Annotated in this window: 12 protein-coding genes; 7 read left to right on the top strand and 5 right to left on the bottom strand. The window is 73.5% G+C overall.

All coding sequences use genetic code 11. The features are described 5' to 3' along the window. The first annotated feature begins 93 nt into the window (after positions 1-93). Genes CHF15_RS05420 through CHF15_RS05405 form a run of 4 tightly spaced genes read left to right on the top strand, consistent with a single transcriptional unit; the run spans position 94 to position 4,682 of the window. Positions 94-996: an SDR family oxidoreductase gene (locus tag CHF15_RS05420; RefSeq protein ID WP_089222448.1), complete on the top strand. Its 903-nt coding sequence runs from the start codon at positions 94-96 to the stop codon at positions 994-996. Between the two features lie 28 nt (positions 997-1,024). Continuing rightward, positions 1,025-2,170, top strand: coding sequence for an acyl-CoA dehydrogenase family protein (locus CHF15_RS05415; protein WP_089222447.1), 1,146 nt, complete (start codon positions 1,025-1,027; stop codon positions 2,168-2,170). Further along, entirely contained in the window at positions 2,167-3,633 is a 1,467-nt protein-coding gene (locus CHF15_RS05410; protein ID WP_089222446.1) for an aldehyde dehydrogenase family protein, read from the top strand. Before CHF15_RS05415 ends, CHF15_RS05410 begins: the two co-directional genes overlap by 4 nt. Further along, the gene (locus tag CHF15_RS05405) at positions 3,633-4,682 is read left to right on the top strand and encodes a Zn-dependent alcohol dehydrogenase (protein WP_089222700.1); all 1,050 of its coding nucleotides are present in this window, start codon (positions 3,633-3,635) and stop codon (positions 4,680-4,682) included. The genes CHF15_RS05410 and CHF15_RS05405 overlap by 1 nt, the downstream gene beginning before the upstream one ends. A 6-nt stretch (positions 4,683-4,688) precedes the next feature. Here the strand turns inward: CHF15_RS05405 and CHF15_RS05400 are convergent, their stop codons facing one another. Next, the gene (locus CHF15_RS05400; protein WP_089222445.1) at positions 4,689-5,714 is read right to left on the bottom strand and encodes a GlxA family transcriptional regulator; all 1,026 of its coding nucleotides are present in this window, start codon (positions 5,712-5,714) and stop codon (positions 4,689-4,691) included. Between the two features lie 70 nt (positions 5,715-5,784). Between CHF15_RS05400 and CHF15_RS05395 the strand changes: the two genes are divergently transcribed. Both CHF15_RS05395 and CHF15_RS05390 read left to right on the top strand, forming a co-directional pair. Then, on the top strand, positions 5,785-7,119 hold the full coding sequence (locus CHF15_RS05395) for an MFS transporter (protein WP_089222444.1): 1,335 nt from the start codon (positions 5,785-5,787) through the stop codon (positions 7,117-7,119). An 86-nt stretch (positions 7,120-7,205) separates the two neighbouring features. Beyond that, positions 7,206-7,532: a hypothetical protein gene (locus CHF15_RS05390; RefSeq protein WP_089222443.1), complete on the top strand. Its 327-nt coding sequence runs from the start codon at positions 7,206-7,208 to the stop codon at positions 7,530-7,532. A gap of 20 nt (positions 7,533-7,552) precedes the next feature. Here CHF15_RS05390 and CHF15_RS05385 read toward each other — a convergent pair whose 3' ends face one another. After that, positions 7,553-8,170: a flavin reductase family protein gene (locus CHF15_RS05385; protein WP_245938673.1), complete on the bottom strand. Its 618-nt coding sequence runs from the start codon at positions 8,168-8,170 to the stop codon at positions 7,553-7,555. Positions 8,171-8,254: 84 nt separating this feature from the next. Here CHF15_RS05385 and CHF15_RS05380 point away from each other — a divergent pair, with 84 nt between their 5' ends. Next, the gene (locus CHF15_RS05380; protein ID WP_143681525.1) at positions 8,255-8,875 is read left to right on the top strand and encodes a hypothetical protein; all 621 of its coding nucleotides are present in this window, start codon (positions 8,255-8,257) and stop codon (positions 8,873-8,875) included. A 12-nt stretch (positions 8,876-8,887) separates the two neighbouring features. Here CHF15_RS05380 and CHF15_RS05375 read toward each other — a convergent pair whose 3' ends face one another. From CHF15_RS05375 to CHF15_RS05365, 3 genes are all read right to left on the bottom strand, one after another. Further along, a complete protein-coding gene (locus CHF15_RS05375; protein WP_089222440.1) occupies positions 8,888-9,724 on the bottom strand; it encodes an enoyl-CoA hydratase/isomerase family protein in 837 nt (278 codons plus the stop codon). Further along, positions 9,717-11,924 carry an acetate--CoA ligase family protein gene (locus CHF15_RS05370; protein ID WP_089222439.1) on the bottom strand — a complete coding sequence of 736 codons (2,208 nt, stop codon included), beginning with the start codon at positions 11,922-11,924 and terminating at the stop codon, positions 9,717-9,719. Before CHF15_RS05370 ends, CHF15_RS05375 begins: the two co-directional genes overlap by 8 nt. Positions 11,925-12,194: 270 nt before the next feature. Beyond that, positions 12,195-13,388 (bottom strand): flavin-containing monooxygenase, encoded by a 1,194-nt coding sequence (locus tag CHF15_RS05365; protein WP_089222438.1) that lies wholly within the window; start codon positions 13,386-13,388, stop codon positions 12,195-12,197. Positions 13,389-13,466: the final 78 nt, after the last annotated feature.

The raw sequence follows: 13,466 nt of genomic DNA, 5'->3' as shown, positions 1-13,466 counted from the left end.
CTGCCTCCCGGTCTCAGGGCTTGTGCTGGGGCGTGTCCGTGCTCCTAAAATCTAACGGTCCGTCAGAAACTCTGAGAAGGGGCGGGACCGGACGTGGGCAACTTCCTGAGCGGAAAGGTCGTCGCGGTCACCGGGGCCGGGCGGGGCATCGGGCGGGCCGTCGCACTCGCGTGCGCGGCCGAGGGCGCCAGGGTCGTCGTCAACGACTACGGCGTCGCGGTCGACGGCCGCGAGCCGACCGGCGAGGTGGCGGCCGCCGTCGTGAAGGAGATCGAGGCGGCAGGCGGCGAGGCCACCGCGGTGACCGACGACGTCTCCGCCATGGCGGGCGGCGAACGGATCGTCTCCACCGCGGTGGAGACCTACGGCCGCGTCGACGGAGTCGTCTGCGTCGCCGGGATCCTGCGCGAACGCATGCTCTTCAACATGAGCGAGGACGAGTGGGACCCGGTCCTCGCCACCCATCTGAAGGGCACCTTCACCGTCTTCCGCGCCGCCTCCGCGGTGATGCGCCGGCAGGGCTCGGGCACCCTCGTCGGTTTCACCAGCGGCAACCACCAGGGCAGCGTCTCCCAGGCCAACTACTCCGCGGCCAAGGGCGGGATCATCTCGCTGGTGCGCAGCGCCGCGCTCGGCCTGCACCGCTACGGCGTGACCGCCAACTGCGTCGCCCCCGTGGCACGTACCCGCATGTCCGCCAACGTGCCCATGGAGCTCGCCGAGATCGGCGAACCCGAGGACGTCGCCGCCATGGTCGTCTTCCTGCTCAGCGACCACGCCCGCGAGATCACGGGGCAGGTCTACACCGTCGCCGGACCCAAGATCGCGGTCTGGGCCCAGCCACGCGAACTGCGCGCCGCCTACGCGGACGGCGAGGGATGGACACCGCAGCGCATCGCCGCCGCCCTGCCCGGCACGGTCGGCACCGACCCCATGCCGATGCTCGCCCAGCTCGAGGCCATGCGCGCCGCCGCGGCCGCCTCCCGAGGGCAGTGACGGCCCCGCACGAAGGAGAGGGCGGACCATGGACTTCACCTTCGGCCCGGAGACGGAGGCCTTCCGCGCGGAGGCGCGGGCGTGGTTGAGCGCGCACCCGGACCGCGCACCCGGCCGGGAGTGGGAGCGGGAACTCGGAGCCGCCGGATGGATCGGCCTCGGCTGGCGCGGGGAGTACGGCAACCGGCGTGCCACCCTGGCCCAGCAGGTCGCCTGGGGCGAGGAGTACGCCCGCGCCGAGGCACCCGCCCGGTCCGGGCACATCGGCGAGAACCTGCTGGCCCCCACCCTGGAGGCGCACGGCACCCCCGACCAGCGCGACCGCTTCCTGCCGCCGGTGGCCCGCGGTGAGGAGCTGTGGTGCCAGGGATACAGCGAGCCCGGAGCGGGTTCCGATCTCGCCGGTGTCCGTACAGCGGCCGTCCGGGACCACGACGCCGGGGGCCCCTGCTACCGCGTGACCGGCCAGAAGATCTGGACCTCCCTGGCCCGGACCGCCGACTGGTGCTTCGTCCTGGCCCGTACCGACCCCCACTCGCGCCGCCACCACGGACTGAGCTTCCTGCTCGTCCCCATGGACCAGCCCGGCAGGGTCGAGGTGCGCCCCATCCGCCAGATGACCGGGACGGCGGAGTTCAACGAGGTCTTCTTCGACGGGGCCCGCGCCGACGCCGCCCATGTCGTCGGCGGGGAGGGCGACGGCTGGCAGGTCGCCATGTCCCTCCTGGGCTTCGAGCGCGGGGTCTCCACCCTCGTGCAGCAGATCGGCTTCGAACGCGAACTGCGCGAGGTCGTCGACCGCGCCGTCGCCGGCGGGGCGGCGGCCGACCCCGTGCTGCGGGACCGGCTGGTACGCCAGTGGGCCGAGTTGCGCACCATGCGCTGGAACGCCCTGCGCACGCTGGGCACCGCCGACCCGGCCGCCCCGAGCGTCGCCAAGCTGCTGTGGGGCGGCTGGCACCAGCGGCTCGGCGAACTGGCCGTCGCCGTCCGCGGGGCCCCCGCCGCCACCGGCCCCACGCCGTGGGAGCCGGAGCGGCCCTACGAACTCGACCAGGCCCAGCGCATGTTCCTGTTCAGCCGCGCCGACACCATCTACGGCGGCTCGGACGAGATCCAGCGCACGATCATCGCCGAGCGGGTGCTCGGCCTCCCGAAGGAGCCTCGCGGATGAACAGCGACGGGACGTACGGCCATTGGATCGGCGGCCGGTGGCACGAACCGGCCGGAGCCCACTATCCAGTTGTCAATCCGGCCACCGAGGAGACCGTCGGGCGCGCCCCCGAAGCGGGCCCGGCGGACGTGGACGCCGCGGTGCGCGCCGCCCGGGAGGCGTACGAGGGCTGGTCCCGTACGAGCCCGGCGGAGCGCGCCGCGATCCTGGAGCGGATCGCGGACGTCCTCGCCTCGCGGTCGGCGGATCTCGTACCGCTGCTCCAGCAGGAGACGGGAGCGACGATCCGTGTCGCGTCGAGCATGCAGATTCCCACGGCGGTGGACCGCTTCCGGCGCTATGCGCGGGGCGCGCTGGAACCGGACACGATCCCCTTCGCACCGCAGCCCGTGAGAGCCTCGCCGCTTGCCCCCGGCGGGCTGGTCAACGCGGCGGCGGTACGGCGTCCGGTGGGTGTCGTCGCCTGTATCACCTCCTACAACTTCCCCCTGGTCAATCTGGCCGGCAAGGTCGCACCCGCCCTCGCCGTGGGCAACACCGTCGTGGCCAAGCCCGCGCCCCAGGACCCGCTGACCTGCCTGCTGCTGGGCGGGATCATGCGGGAGGCGGGCCTGCCCGACGGGGTGTTCAACGTCATCACCGGCTCGGGCGCCATGGCCGGCGAGGCACTGGTCGCGCACCCCGGCGTCGACATGATCAGCTTCACCGGCTCGACGGCGGTCGGGCAGGCGATCGCCCGCGCCGCGGGCGCGTCGATGAAGCGGACCCTGATGGAACTGGGCGGCAAGGGCGCGGCGATCATCCTCGAGGACGCCGCCCCGGGCGTCCTCAGATCGGCGATATCTGCTGTCGGTTCGACATGGGCATTCCATTCAGGTCAGATCTGTACGGCGCCGACCCGCGTGCTCGTCCCCCGCGGGCGGTACGAGCAGGTGATCACCGCCCTTGAACAGTACGCCCGTTCGCTGACCGTCGGGGACCCTGTGGATAACTCCACTGTCGTCGGCCCGCTGATCACCGCCGGCCAGCGCGACCGTGTCGAGGCGTACGTCGCCGGTGCGCGGGAGCAGGGCGCCCGCGTCGTCACCGGCGGTGCGCGCCCTGACCTCAAACCCGGCTACTACGTCGCCCCCACGCTTCTCGCGGACGTCACGCCCGGCATGGCGGTCGCCCAGGAGGAGATCTTCGGCCCGGTCGTGGCCGCTCTCGCGTACGACAGCGAGGACGAGGCCGTCGGGATCGCCAACGGCACCCCGTACGGCCTGTACGACTACGTCTTCGGCAGTGACACCGCGCGCGCGTGGGCCCTGGCCGCACGGCTGCGCAGCGGCAACGTCGGCATCAACACCGTGCAGCGTCATCCCGAGACGCCCTTCGGCGGCTTCAAGCACAGCGGGATCGGCCGCGACGGCGGCTCCTTCGGACTGCACGCCTACAGCGAACTCCAGGCGGTGGTGTGGTGATGAGAGGTGTGATCTTCGACGGGAAGCAGCCCTCGGTCGTGGACGACCTGGAGGTCCGGGACCCGGGCCCCGGCGAGGTGCTGGTCCGCATCCACGCGGCCGGTCTGTGCCACAGCGACCTGTCCGTCATCGACGGCGTCATCCCCTTCCCCGTCCCGGTCGTGCTCGGCCACGAGGGGGCGGGTGTCGTCGAGGCGACCGGCGCGGGCGTCTCGCACGTCGCGCCCGGCGACCACGTGGCCCTGTCCACCCTCGCCAACTGCGGCACCTGCCCGGACTGCGACCGGGGCCGGCCGACGATGTGCCGCAAGGCGATCGGCCGTCCAGGACGGCCCTTCAGCCGCGAGGGCGAGCCGCTGTTCAACTTCGCCTCCAACTCGGCCTTCGCCGAACGGACCGTCGTCAAGGCCGTCCAGGCCGTCCCCCTCCCGGAAAGCATTCCCCTCACCTCCGCCGCGCTCATCGGCTGCGGCGTGCTGACCGGGGTCGGCGCCGCTCTCAACCGTGCCCGCGTCGACCGCGGCGACACGGTCGTGGTCATCGGCACCGGGGGCATCGGCCTGAATGTGCTCCAGGGCGCGCGGATCGCGGGGGCCTCCCGGATCGTCGCCGTCGACACCAACCCGGCGAAGGAGGAACCCGCCCGGCTGTTCGGCGCCACCGAGTTCGTCGACACGGCGGAGGCGGTGCGCGCGCTCCTGCCGGCCGGCGCCGACCACGTCTTCGAATGCGTCGGCCACGTCGGGCTGATCCGCCAGGCCGTGGACCTCCTGGACCGCCATGGGCAGGCCGTCCTGCTCGGCGTGCCGCCGGCCGACGCCGAGGCGTCCTTCCGGGTGTCCTCGATGTACCTTGACAAGTCCATCCTGGGCTGCCGCTACGGCTCGTCACGGCCGCAGCGCGACATCGCGCTCTACGCCGACCTGTACCGGCAGGGACGGCTCCTGCTGGACGAACTCGTCACCCGCACCTACCCGGTGGAGGACTTCGCCGTGGCGGTGGAGGACGCCCGGGGCGGCCGTGTGGCGAGGGGCGTGCTGACCTTCTGAGGCGCCTCAGAACGCCGACGTCGCCCGGAAGGTGCGCCGGTAGGCGCTGGGCGAGACGCCGATGACGGCCTGCAGGTGCTGCCGCATGGAGGCCGCCGTGCCGAACCCGGCCTGCCGGGCGACCTGGTCGACCGACAGGTCGCTGGACTCCAGCAGGTGCCGGGCACGCTCGACACGCTGCTGCGTCAGCCACTGCCCGGGACTGGTGCCCACCTCCTCCCGGAAACGGCGGGTGAAGGTGCGCACGCTCATCGCCTCGCACTCGGCCAGCTCGCGCAGCGTCAGCGGCTGGTCGAGCCGGTCCAGCGCCCAGGAGCGCGCCGCGGCCGTGGCGGCCTGCTGCGGCTGCGGGACGGGCCGCTGGATGTACTGGGCCTGACCGCCCTCCCGGTGCGGCGGTACGACCGTACGGCGTGCGCTGGCGTTGGCCACGGCGATGCCGTGGTCACGCCGTACGAGGTGCAGGCACAGGTCGACGCCCGAGCCGACGCCCGCGGAGGTGAGGATGGCGCCGTTGTCGACGTACAGGACGTCCGGCTCGACCCGCACCCGCGGGAAGAGCCTCTGGAAGTGGTCGGTGCTCGACCAGTGCGTGGTGGCACGCAGGCCGTCCAGGTAGCCGGCCGCGGCGAGGAAGTACGAGCCGGTGCAGATGGACACCAGCCGGGCCCCCGGGCGGATGCGGGCGAAGGCGGCCGCCATCTCCTCGGGCAGGCGGCCCTCCGTGTGCGCGACGGAACGCTCGTGGGCGGCGGGGACGATGACGGTGTCGGCCGTCTCCAGCACCTCGGGGCCGTGCACGACGTGGATCTCGAAGTCGGCCTCGGCGCGCACCGGACCGGGACCGTGGGGAGAGCACGTCACCACCTCGTACAGATCGGCCCCGTCCGCGTTCCTCGCGCCGCCGAAGATGCGGTGTGGGATGCCGACTTCGAAGGGGATCACCCCGTGCTGCACCAGGACGGCGACCCGGTGGCGCACCGGTGTCCCGGGATCGGCGTTCCGCGAAGGCGTCTCCATGGATGCGGGCATGGCCCGATCCTTGCATAAGCTGGCCATCCGGCCACTCGTTCCGTGAAAAACGATGCCGGATGCTGATCCGGTGACGCAGACTCCCGAGCTTCCCGCGCAGACCCTGGCCGACGCGGTCCCCGACGATTCCCGGCCGCTCCGTGCGACCCGTGTCCACCGCGCGTGGTCGGTGGCGGCCGCCGCCTTCGTCACGCTCATCGGCGCCGCGGGCTTCGCCTCCCTGCCCGGACTGCTCATCGAGCCGCTGAACGGCGAGTTCGGCTGGTCGCGGGGCATGATCGGCCTGGCGGTCTCGGTCAACCTCGCGCTCTACGGTGTGACGGCGCCCTTCGCCGCCGCGCTGATGGACCGCTTCGGCATCCGCCGGGTCGTGGCGGCCGCGCTCCTCACCATCGCCACCGGCGCCGGCCTGACCGTCTTCATGACCGCGAGCTGGCAGCTCGTGGTGCTGTGGGGCGTGCTGGTAGGACTGGGCAGCGGTTCCATGGCCCTGGCCTTCGCGACCACCGTCACCAACCGCTGGTTCGAGCACCGGCGCGGCCTGGTCACGGGCATCCTGACCGCGGCCGGCGCGGCGGGCCAGCTGATCTTCCTTCCCCTGCTCTCCGTCATCATCGAGCACGCGGGCTGGCGCGCCGCGACGCTCACCGTCACGGGCGCGGCGGTCGTCGTCGCACCCCTGGTGTACCTGCTGCTGCGGGACCACCCGGCCGACGTGGGCGTGGCCCCCTACGGCGCCAAGGAGTTCGTGCCGAAGCCGCCGCCGGTGACGGGGGCGGCGACGCGCGCGGTCAAGGCGTTGGGCAACGCTGCCCGCGGCGGCCCGTTCTGGCTCCTGGCGGGGACCTTCGCGATCTGCGGTGCCTCGACGAACGGCCTGGTCAAGACGCACTTCGTGCCCGCGGCGCACGACCACGGGATGCCGGTGACGGCCGCCGCCTCGCTGCTCGCCGTGATCGGCGTCTTCGACATCGCGGGCACCATCGCCTCCGGGTGGTTCACCGACCGCTTCAGCCCGCGGCGGCTGCTGGCCACCTACTACGGGCTGCGCGGACTGTCGCTGATGTTCCTGCCGGTGCTCCTGGGCGACTCCGTCCACCCGCCCATGGTGCTGTTCATCGTCTTCTACGGCCTGGACTGGGTCGCCACCGTGCCGCCGACCATCGCCCTGTGCCGCGAGTACTACGGCGCCGACAGCGCCATCGTCTTCGGCTGGGTGCTCGCCTCCCACCAGGTGGGGGCCGCCCTGGTGGCGTTCCTCGGCGGCGTTGCGCGCGACACCTTCGGCTCCTACAACGTGGTCTGGTACTCCTCCGGGGCGCTGTGCGCGCTGGCGGCGCTCATGTCACTGGCGATCCGGCGGCGGGCGACCCCGGCCTCCGGGGCGCTCCCGCTCGCGGCGTAGCCGGCCGGCCCCTGCGCCGCCAGGTCCCGCGTTCGCACTGGCTGCGGCGCGGGAACCGGGTGCGGCGCAGGGGCGTCCGTCCGGGTGTGACGGAAGCGACCAAGGGCCTCACCGGCCTTCTCGTGGCGGTACTGGGCTCCGCGTCCGCGCTGCTGGCCTGGGCACCGCTCGCCAGGGTCAACGTCGAGGGCGGCTTCGAGGGACAGCGCCGGGACTTGAGCGTCCTCTACGTCGACCTTCCGCTCGTGGCCGCGGGCGGCGCCTTGGTGCCGCTCGCCTTCTGGCTGCTCACGCTGCGCGGGTCGCGCCGCCCCGGGCTCGCGGCCCTGGTGGCGGTGGCCGTCGCCGCCCTCGGGGTCTGGGCGCTGACCAGTTGGTGGGCGCCGCACCAGGTGCCGGAGTTCGCGGGCTGAGGCGCGGACGGCGGCCGCGGTCAGGACGTGAGCCGGCCGAAGCCGCCGCGGTGGAAGAGCAGGGGCTCACCGGCTTCCGCCGCGCAACCGAGGTCGCGCACCCGGCCGATGACGACGAGGTGGTCGCCGCCGGTGTGCACGGCGTGGATCGCGCAGTCGATCCAGGCGGGCACGCCGCGCAGCCGGGGCGAGCCCGTCACCGGTGCCGGATCCCACTCCACGCCCGCGAACTTGTCCCCGCCGCTGACGGCGAAGGAGCGGCACAGCCCCTGCTGCCCCGCGCCGAGGACGTTCACGCAGAACACCCCGGCCCGCGCGATGCGCGGCCAGCTGGTGGACGTACGGGCCACCATGAACACGACCAGCGGCGGATCGAGCGACAGCGACGCGAACGACTGGCAGGCGAACCCGGCGGGCCCGCCCTCCGCGTCGTCCCCGGGGGCCGCGATCACCGTCACCCCGCTGGCGAAGTTCCCCAGCACCCTGCGGAACTCCGCCGGGTCCACCGGGGCGCGCTCGTCCGGCCGCACGGCCCGCAGTTCGGGCCGCGGCAGCGGGTCCACCCGCCCGGCCGCCGTCACCGCCCCGACGGACCGGAGATAGCGGACGACGGCGACCGCCATGCCTGCTTGTCCCATCACGTCTCCCATTGAAACTGACGGACCGTCAGAAGTGAAGGGCTGCGCGGAGGGCGGGCGGGTGCCGGGCGTAGCGTGGCGGTCATGGGACAGGGTGCGGGGTGGGGGTCCCCGGTGCGGCCCGCGGTCGACCCGTGGGGCGATGCCGGACGTGCGGCGGCGGTGTCGACGTACTGCGCGGTGGCGGTGGTCGCGGCAACGGCCCGCATGGTCGTCCTTCCGTCCCTGAAGTCCTCGGACGGCGCGTTCGACGAGCCGTTCGGCTTCTGCCTGATGCCGCTGGCTCTGATCCCGCTCTGGGCCTTCGCGGTGGCCGCGTCCCTTCTGCACGCCCTGCCGGCGACGGTCCTCGGGCTGAGGCTCGCGGCGCGTACCGGGCGCCCCCGCTGGCTCTGCCTGCTGGCGGCGGAAGCCGTGACGGCCGCCGTCCTCGCGGTGCCGGTGGTGTGGCTCGGCGGCCCGTATCTGCTCGCGTGGCTGTGCATCGCGGGTGCCGGCGCGGCGCCGGTGCTGGTGACCTCCTTCTACGCCGGGCGCCGGGACCCGGAGGGCAGGACCGGGTGGGCGCGTCAGCGGCAGGTCGCGTTCCAGATCTCCGTCGTGGCGGTCGCGTTGATCGGCGTCGTCTTCGCGGGCGGCCTGCTGGCGTACGGCACCGGCCTGCTGGAGGAGTACCGTCCGCCGCCCGGGGCGTCCGTGGAGTGAGCCCCTTGGGCGTCACCGCCCGCGGAACTCCGGCGGGCGGCGTTCGAGGAAGGCGCGCAGTCCCTCCTGGGCGTCGGCGGTGGTCATGTTCTGCTCTTGCGCGGCCGCCTCGGCGGCGAAGGCCGTCGCGCGGTCGGAGTCCAGGGACGCGTTGACGAGCTGCTTGGTCAGGGCGAGGGCACGGGTGGGCCCTGCCGCCAGGCGCTCGGCGAGGGCGCGGGCGGTCGTGGCGAGGTCGTCGGCGGGGACGACGCGGTTGACCAGCCCGAGGCGTTCGGCGGAGGCGGCGGGCAGGTCGTCGCCGAGCAGCAGGAGTTCCTTCGCGCGGTGCGGGCCCACCAGCCGGGGCAGCAGATACGCGCCTGCGCCGTCGGGGACGAGGCCGCGGCGGACGAAGACCTCGATGAACTTCGCCGTGTCGGCGGCCAGGACGAGGTCGCAGGCGAGGGCGAGATGGGCGCCGAGACCGGCGGCGGTGCCGTTCACGGCGGCGATCACGGGCTTCTCGCAGTCGAGGATCGCGGCGACCAGGCGCTGGGCCCCGGACCGGATCATCCGCGCGACGTCGCCCGCGACCCGGTCCGCACCGGCCGGACCGCTGCGCAGGTCCGCCCCCGCGCAGAAGGCCCGGCGACCGGCGCCGGTCAGGACGACGGCCCGGACGGCCGGGTCCGCGGAAGCCTCCAGAAATTTTTCGATGAGTCGTTCTCGCAGGTCAGGGGTGATGGCGTTCATCGCGTGAGGGCGGTTGAGGGTGAGTCGGGAGACCCCGTTGTCGGTGACGTGGAGTACAACGGATTCCACGGAGTCGTCACGCTCCGTAATCACTCCACGGGGGGAGTCAGTCATGCGTGTTCTCCTGACGGCAGACGGCGAGTGCGTCGAGGGCGCAGGCGCCCTGCCCGCGCGGCAGCACCATCAGCGGATTGATGTCGAGTTCGGCGAGGCCGTCGCCGAGTTCCAGCGCCATGCGCTGCACGCGCAGAATGACGTCGACGAGCGCGTCCGTGTCCGCGGGGGGCGCTCCGCGGACCCCGTCGAGCAGCCGGGAGCCGCGCAGTTCCCGCAGCATGTCCCGCGCGGTCCCGGCGTCGAAGGGCGGTACGCGGACGGCCGTGTCCCGCAGGACCTCGACGAGGACCCCGCCGAGGCCGGCGGTGACGGTGGGCCCGAAGAGCGGGTCCTGGCTGATGCCGACGACCATCTCCACACCGCGCTCCACCATCTGGCAGACGAGGACGCCGTCGAGCTCCAGGCTCTCGTAGCGGGCGATGTCGGCCAGTTCGCGGTAGGCGTCGCGCACCTGGCTGGCGGAGGTGAGGCCGATCTTCACCAGACCGAGTTCGGTCTTGTGCGCGAGCCGGTCGGCGGACGCCTTCATCACCACGGGGTAGCCGACCTGCGCGGCCGCCCGGACGGCGCCCGCCGCGCTGGTGACCAGTTGCTCGCGCGGGACGCGGATGCCGTACGCCCGCAGCAATTGCTTCGCGGCGTGCTCGCTCAGCCGGCGGCCGGGGTGCAGCAGCGCGCGCGCCTTGCGGGCGGAGGAGGAGGGCGTGCGTGGCGCGTCGTCGAAGGGGGAGCGGTAGCCGGCGGTGAAGCGGTGGTGGTCCAGCCAGGCCCGCACGGCGGTCACGCAGTTGCCGAAGGTGCGGAAGGTGGCGACCCGGGAGGAGCCCAGCAGGGTGGTCCGGTAGGCCTCCTCGGTGCCCACGGGGGAGCCCCAGATCACGCACACCAGCTTGTCGGTGGCCTCGGCGGCCTCGGCGAGGTCCAGGGCGAGCCGGTCGCTCATGGGCGGGAAGGGGCCGGTGATCGGGCACACGAGGACACCGATCCCGGGATCGGCGAGGATCGCGTCGATGATCTTCCGGCCGCGCCAGTCGCCGACGGGATGGCCTCCGCTGTCCACGGGGTTGGAGACGTTCAGGTACTCCGGTATCCACTGGTGGAGTTCGGCCTGCTTCGCCTCCGGGAGGGTGGGCAGCGGCAGCCCGGCGGCGGTGGCCAGGTCGGCGAAGTGCGCTCCGGTGCCGCCGGAGATCGAGTAGACGGCCACACCCTCGGCGAGCGGTGGCCGGGCACGGGCCAGCAGGGCCGCGGTGTCCTGGAGTTCGTCCAGGCCGTCGACGCGGATCACGCCGAACTGCCGGAAGGCCGCGTCGGCGACCGCGTCGGAGCCGGTGAGCTTGCCGGTGTGCGTGGCGGCCGCGCGGGTGCCGGTCTCGGTGCGCCCCACCTTGACCATGACCACCGGCACCTTGTTGCGGGCCGCGCGGTCGGCGGCGAGGGTGAACGAGCGGCCGTCCTTGAGGCCTTCGGCGTAGACCGCGATGGCTCCCACCTCGGCCCGCCCGGCGAAGTAGGAGAGGAAGTCGGCGGTCTCCAGATCGGCCTCGTTGCCCGTCGGCGCCCAGTGGCTGAGCCGGATGCCGAGCTCCTGCAGGGCGTAGACCGGGCGGCCCTGGTGGCCGGACTGGGTGATCAGGGCGATCGCCGGCCCGGGCAGGTCCTCGCGGAACGCCTGGAAGGCGTTGAGGTTGGTGTTCGGCCCCAGCAGCCGCAGCCCGCTGCCCGCGACGGCGCGCCCGAGCCGCTCCTGAGCGGCGGCGCCCGCCTCCCCCGTCTCGGCGAAGCCGGAGGCGAAGACGACCGCGAACCGTGCCTTGGCCCCGGTGAGCTGTTCGAGGACGGGAAGGGGGTCGGCGACGAGCAGGACGGCGAGGTCCACGGGCTCGGGGAGATCCGCGACGGAGGCGTGGCAGGGCAGGCCGAACACGCTCGCGCGGCCGGGATTGACCGGGTGGAGCCGGGCGCCGACCCGCTCGGCCCAGGTGACGAGTTGCCGGGTGATGCCGGTGTTGGGGCGGCCCTCGGCGTCGGAGGCGCCGACGACCGCCAGGGAATCGGGCCGGAAGAAGCGGTCGAGGTCGGGCACGCAGGCGTGCAGCGGGCGCCCGCTGACGTCCACGTCGTCCGTGCGGCGGCCCTGGCCGCCGGCGTCCGCCGCGGGATCGGTGCCGCGCGTGCTGAAGGTCGAACCAAGCATGTGTCTCGCCCGTCCTGCTCGAAGGACCAGAGAACTGACGCAATGTCAGATTACTTAACTGACGATCCGTCAGGAACGGGGAAGATGCGAGAAACCTGTGCGCCCCGCGGGAAGGCGGCCCGGCCGGCGGAGGGGGAGAGGGCCGGCCGGGCCGCCGGACCGGGGTGGTGCGGGAGCCTCGCGGGGGTGTGCGGAGGTGGTGCGGACGCGTTGTACGGGGTGCCGCGGGTGCTCGTCGGCACCCCCTCGGCATCCACCGCGCCGCGTCGGCTACCGCCGCGCCACCGCTTTGGCGATCCGGCGCGCGTCGATGGCCATTTCGCGGATCATGCCGCTGATCGGATTGGTGAAGCCGGTGAAGTAGAGACCCGGAGCGTTCCGGGGGCTGCGGCGGCCGTGCGCCACGGGCCGTCCCCGCTCGTCCAGGACGCCGAGATGGCCGACGAGCGGTTCCAGGCCGCGCTGGTAGCCGGTGGCCGCGACCACCGCGTCCGGGGTGATCCGCGTGCCGTCGGCGAGCAGCACCTCGCGCCCGTCGAAGCCCTCGACGGCGGCCACGGGCTCGACCTTCCCCGACCGGACGGCGTCGATGATGCCGACGTCCTGCACGGGGATGGAACCCTCCCGCACCCGCGAGTAGAGCCCGTTGTCCGGACGGGGAAGCCCGTGCGCGGACAGATCCGGCACGGAGATGCGCTCCACGTACGGGGCGATCCCGTCGACCAGCTTCGTCGGGAGGCGGCGGACCATGATCCCGGTGCGCTGCGCGGGCCACCCGGCGGTGGAGCGGCGCATGATGTGCGGGGGTGTCCGCACCGCCAGCCGGACGCGGGCCGCGCCGGACTCGGCGAGGTCGACGGCGATCTCGGCACCGGTGTTGCCCACGCCGACGACCAGGACGTCCCGGCCCTCGTAGGGCCGGCCGTTGCGGTAGCGCGAGGCGTGCAGCAGTTCGCCGTCGAAGGTGTCGCGCCCGGGCCAGTCCGGCAGGTGCGGCGAGTGGTTGTAGCCGGTGGCGACGACGACGCTCCGCGCGGTCAGCCGGCGGCCGCCGGTGGCCGGCAGCACCCAGCCCGCGGCCGGGTCCTCGGCGGGCTCGATCCGCCCCACCTCTATGCCGGTGGCGACGTCCAGCTCGTGGAACTCGGCGTACTGCTCCAGGTAGCGCACGACGTCGTCGCGGCCCACCCAGCGGCCGTACGCCCGGGGGATCCCGAGGCCCGGTAGCGCGGACAGGCGTCTGGTCGTGTGCAGCCGCAGCCTGTCGTAGTGGCCGCGCCAGGAGGCGCCCACCGCGTCCGACCGTTCGACGACCAGGGTGCGCACGCCCCGGTGCCGCAGCGACGCCGCGACGGCGAGTCCGCCGGGGCCGGCACCGACGACGATGGCGTCCGGCGCGGCCGTGCTCGGTATGGGGGTGGCGGCGGATGCGGAGGTACCGGCGGATGCCGAGGTGTCGGTCATGGCTGCTCCCGTGCCTGCAGGGTGAGGGTCACTACCGGAAGGTAGCGCGCTTTCGCCCCGGCACCTTGCGAAGGTGCG

This window comes from Actinacidiphila glaucinigra (genome assembly GCF_900188405.1).
Classification (GTDB): Bacteria; Actinomycetota; Actinomycetes; order Streptomycetales; family Streptomycetaceae; genus Actinacidiphila; species Actinacidiphila glaucinigra.
The sequence above is the reverse complement of the archived record's forward strand: the minus strand, read 5'-3'. Positions and strand labels throughout refer to the sequence as shown.

What these genes read in the sequence shown, in the direction of transcription:
- CHF15_RS05415 (WP_089222447.1), top strand. Translation starts at nt 1,025, where the DNA reads ATGGACTTCACCTTCGGCCCGGAGACGGAGGCCTTCCGCGCGGAGGCG.
- CHF15_RS05410 (WP_089222446.1), top strand. Translation starts at nt 2,167, where the DNA reads ATGAACAGCGACGGGACGTACGGCCATTGGATCGGCGGCCGGTGGCAC.
- CHF15_RS05405 (WP_089222700.1), top strand. Translation starts at nt 3,633, where the DNA reads ATGAGAGGTGTGATCTTCGACGGGAAGCAGCCCTCGGTCGTGGACGAC.
- CHF15_RS05400 (WP_089222445.1), bottom strand. Translation starts at nt 5,714, where the DNA reads ATGCCCGCATCCATGGAGACGCCTTCGCGGAACGCCGATCCCGGGACA.
- CHF15_RS05385 (WP_245938673.1), bottom strand. Translation starts at nt 8,170, where the DNA reads ATGGGACAAGCAGGCATGGCGGTCGCCGTCGTCCGCTATCTCCGGTCC.
- CHF15_RS05380 (WP_143681525.1), top strand. Translation starts at nt 8,255, where the DNA reads ATGGGACAGGGTGCGGGGTGGGGGTCCCCGGTGCGGCCCGCGGTCGAC.
- CHF15_RS05375 (WP_089222440.1), bottom strand. Translation starts at nt 9,724, where the DNA reads ATGACTGACTCCCCCCGTGGAGTGATTACGGAGCGTGACGACTCCGTG.
- CHF15_RS05370 (WP_089222439.1), bottom strand. Translation starts at nt 11,924, where the DNA reads ATGCTTGGTTCGACCTTCAGCACGCGCGGCACCGATCCCGCGGCGGAC.
- CHF15_RS05365 (WP_089222438.1), bottom strand. Translation starts at nt 13,388, where the DNA reads ATGACCGACACCTCGGCATCCGCCGGTACCTCCGCATCCGCCGCCACC.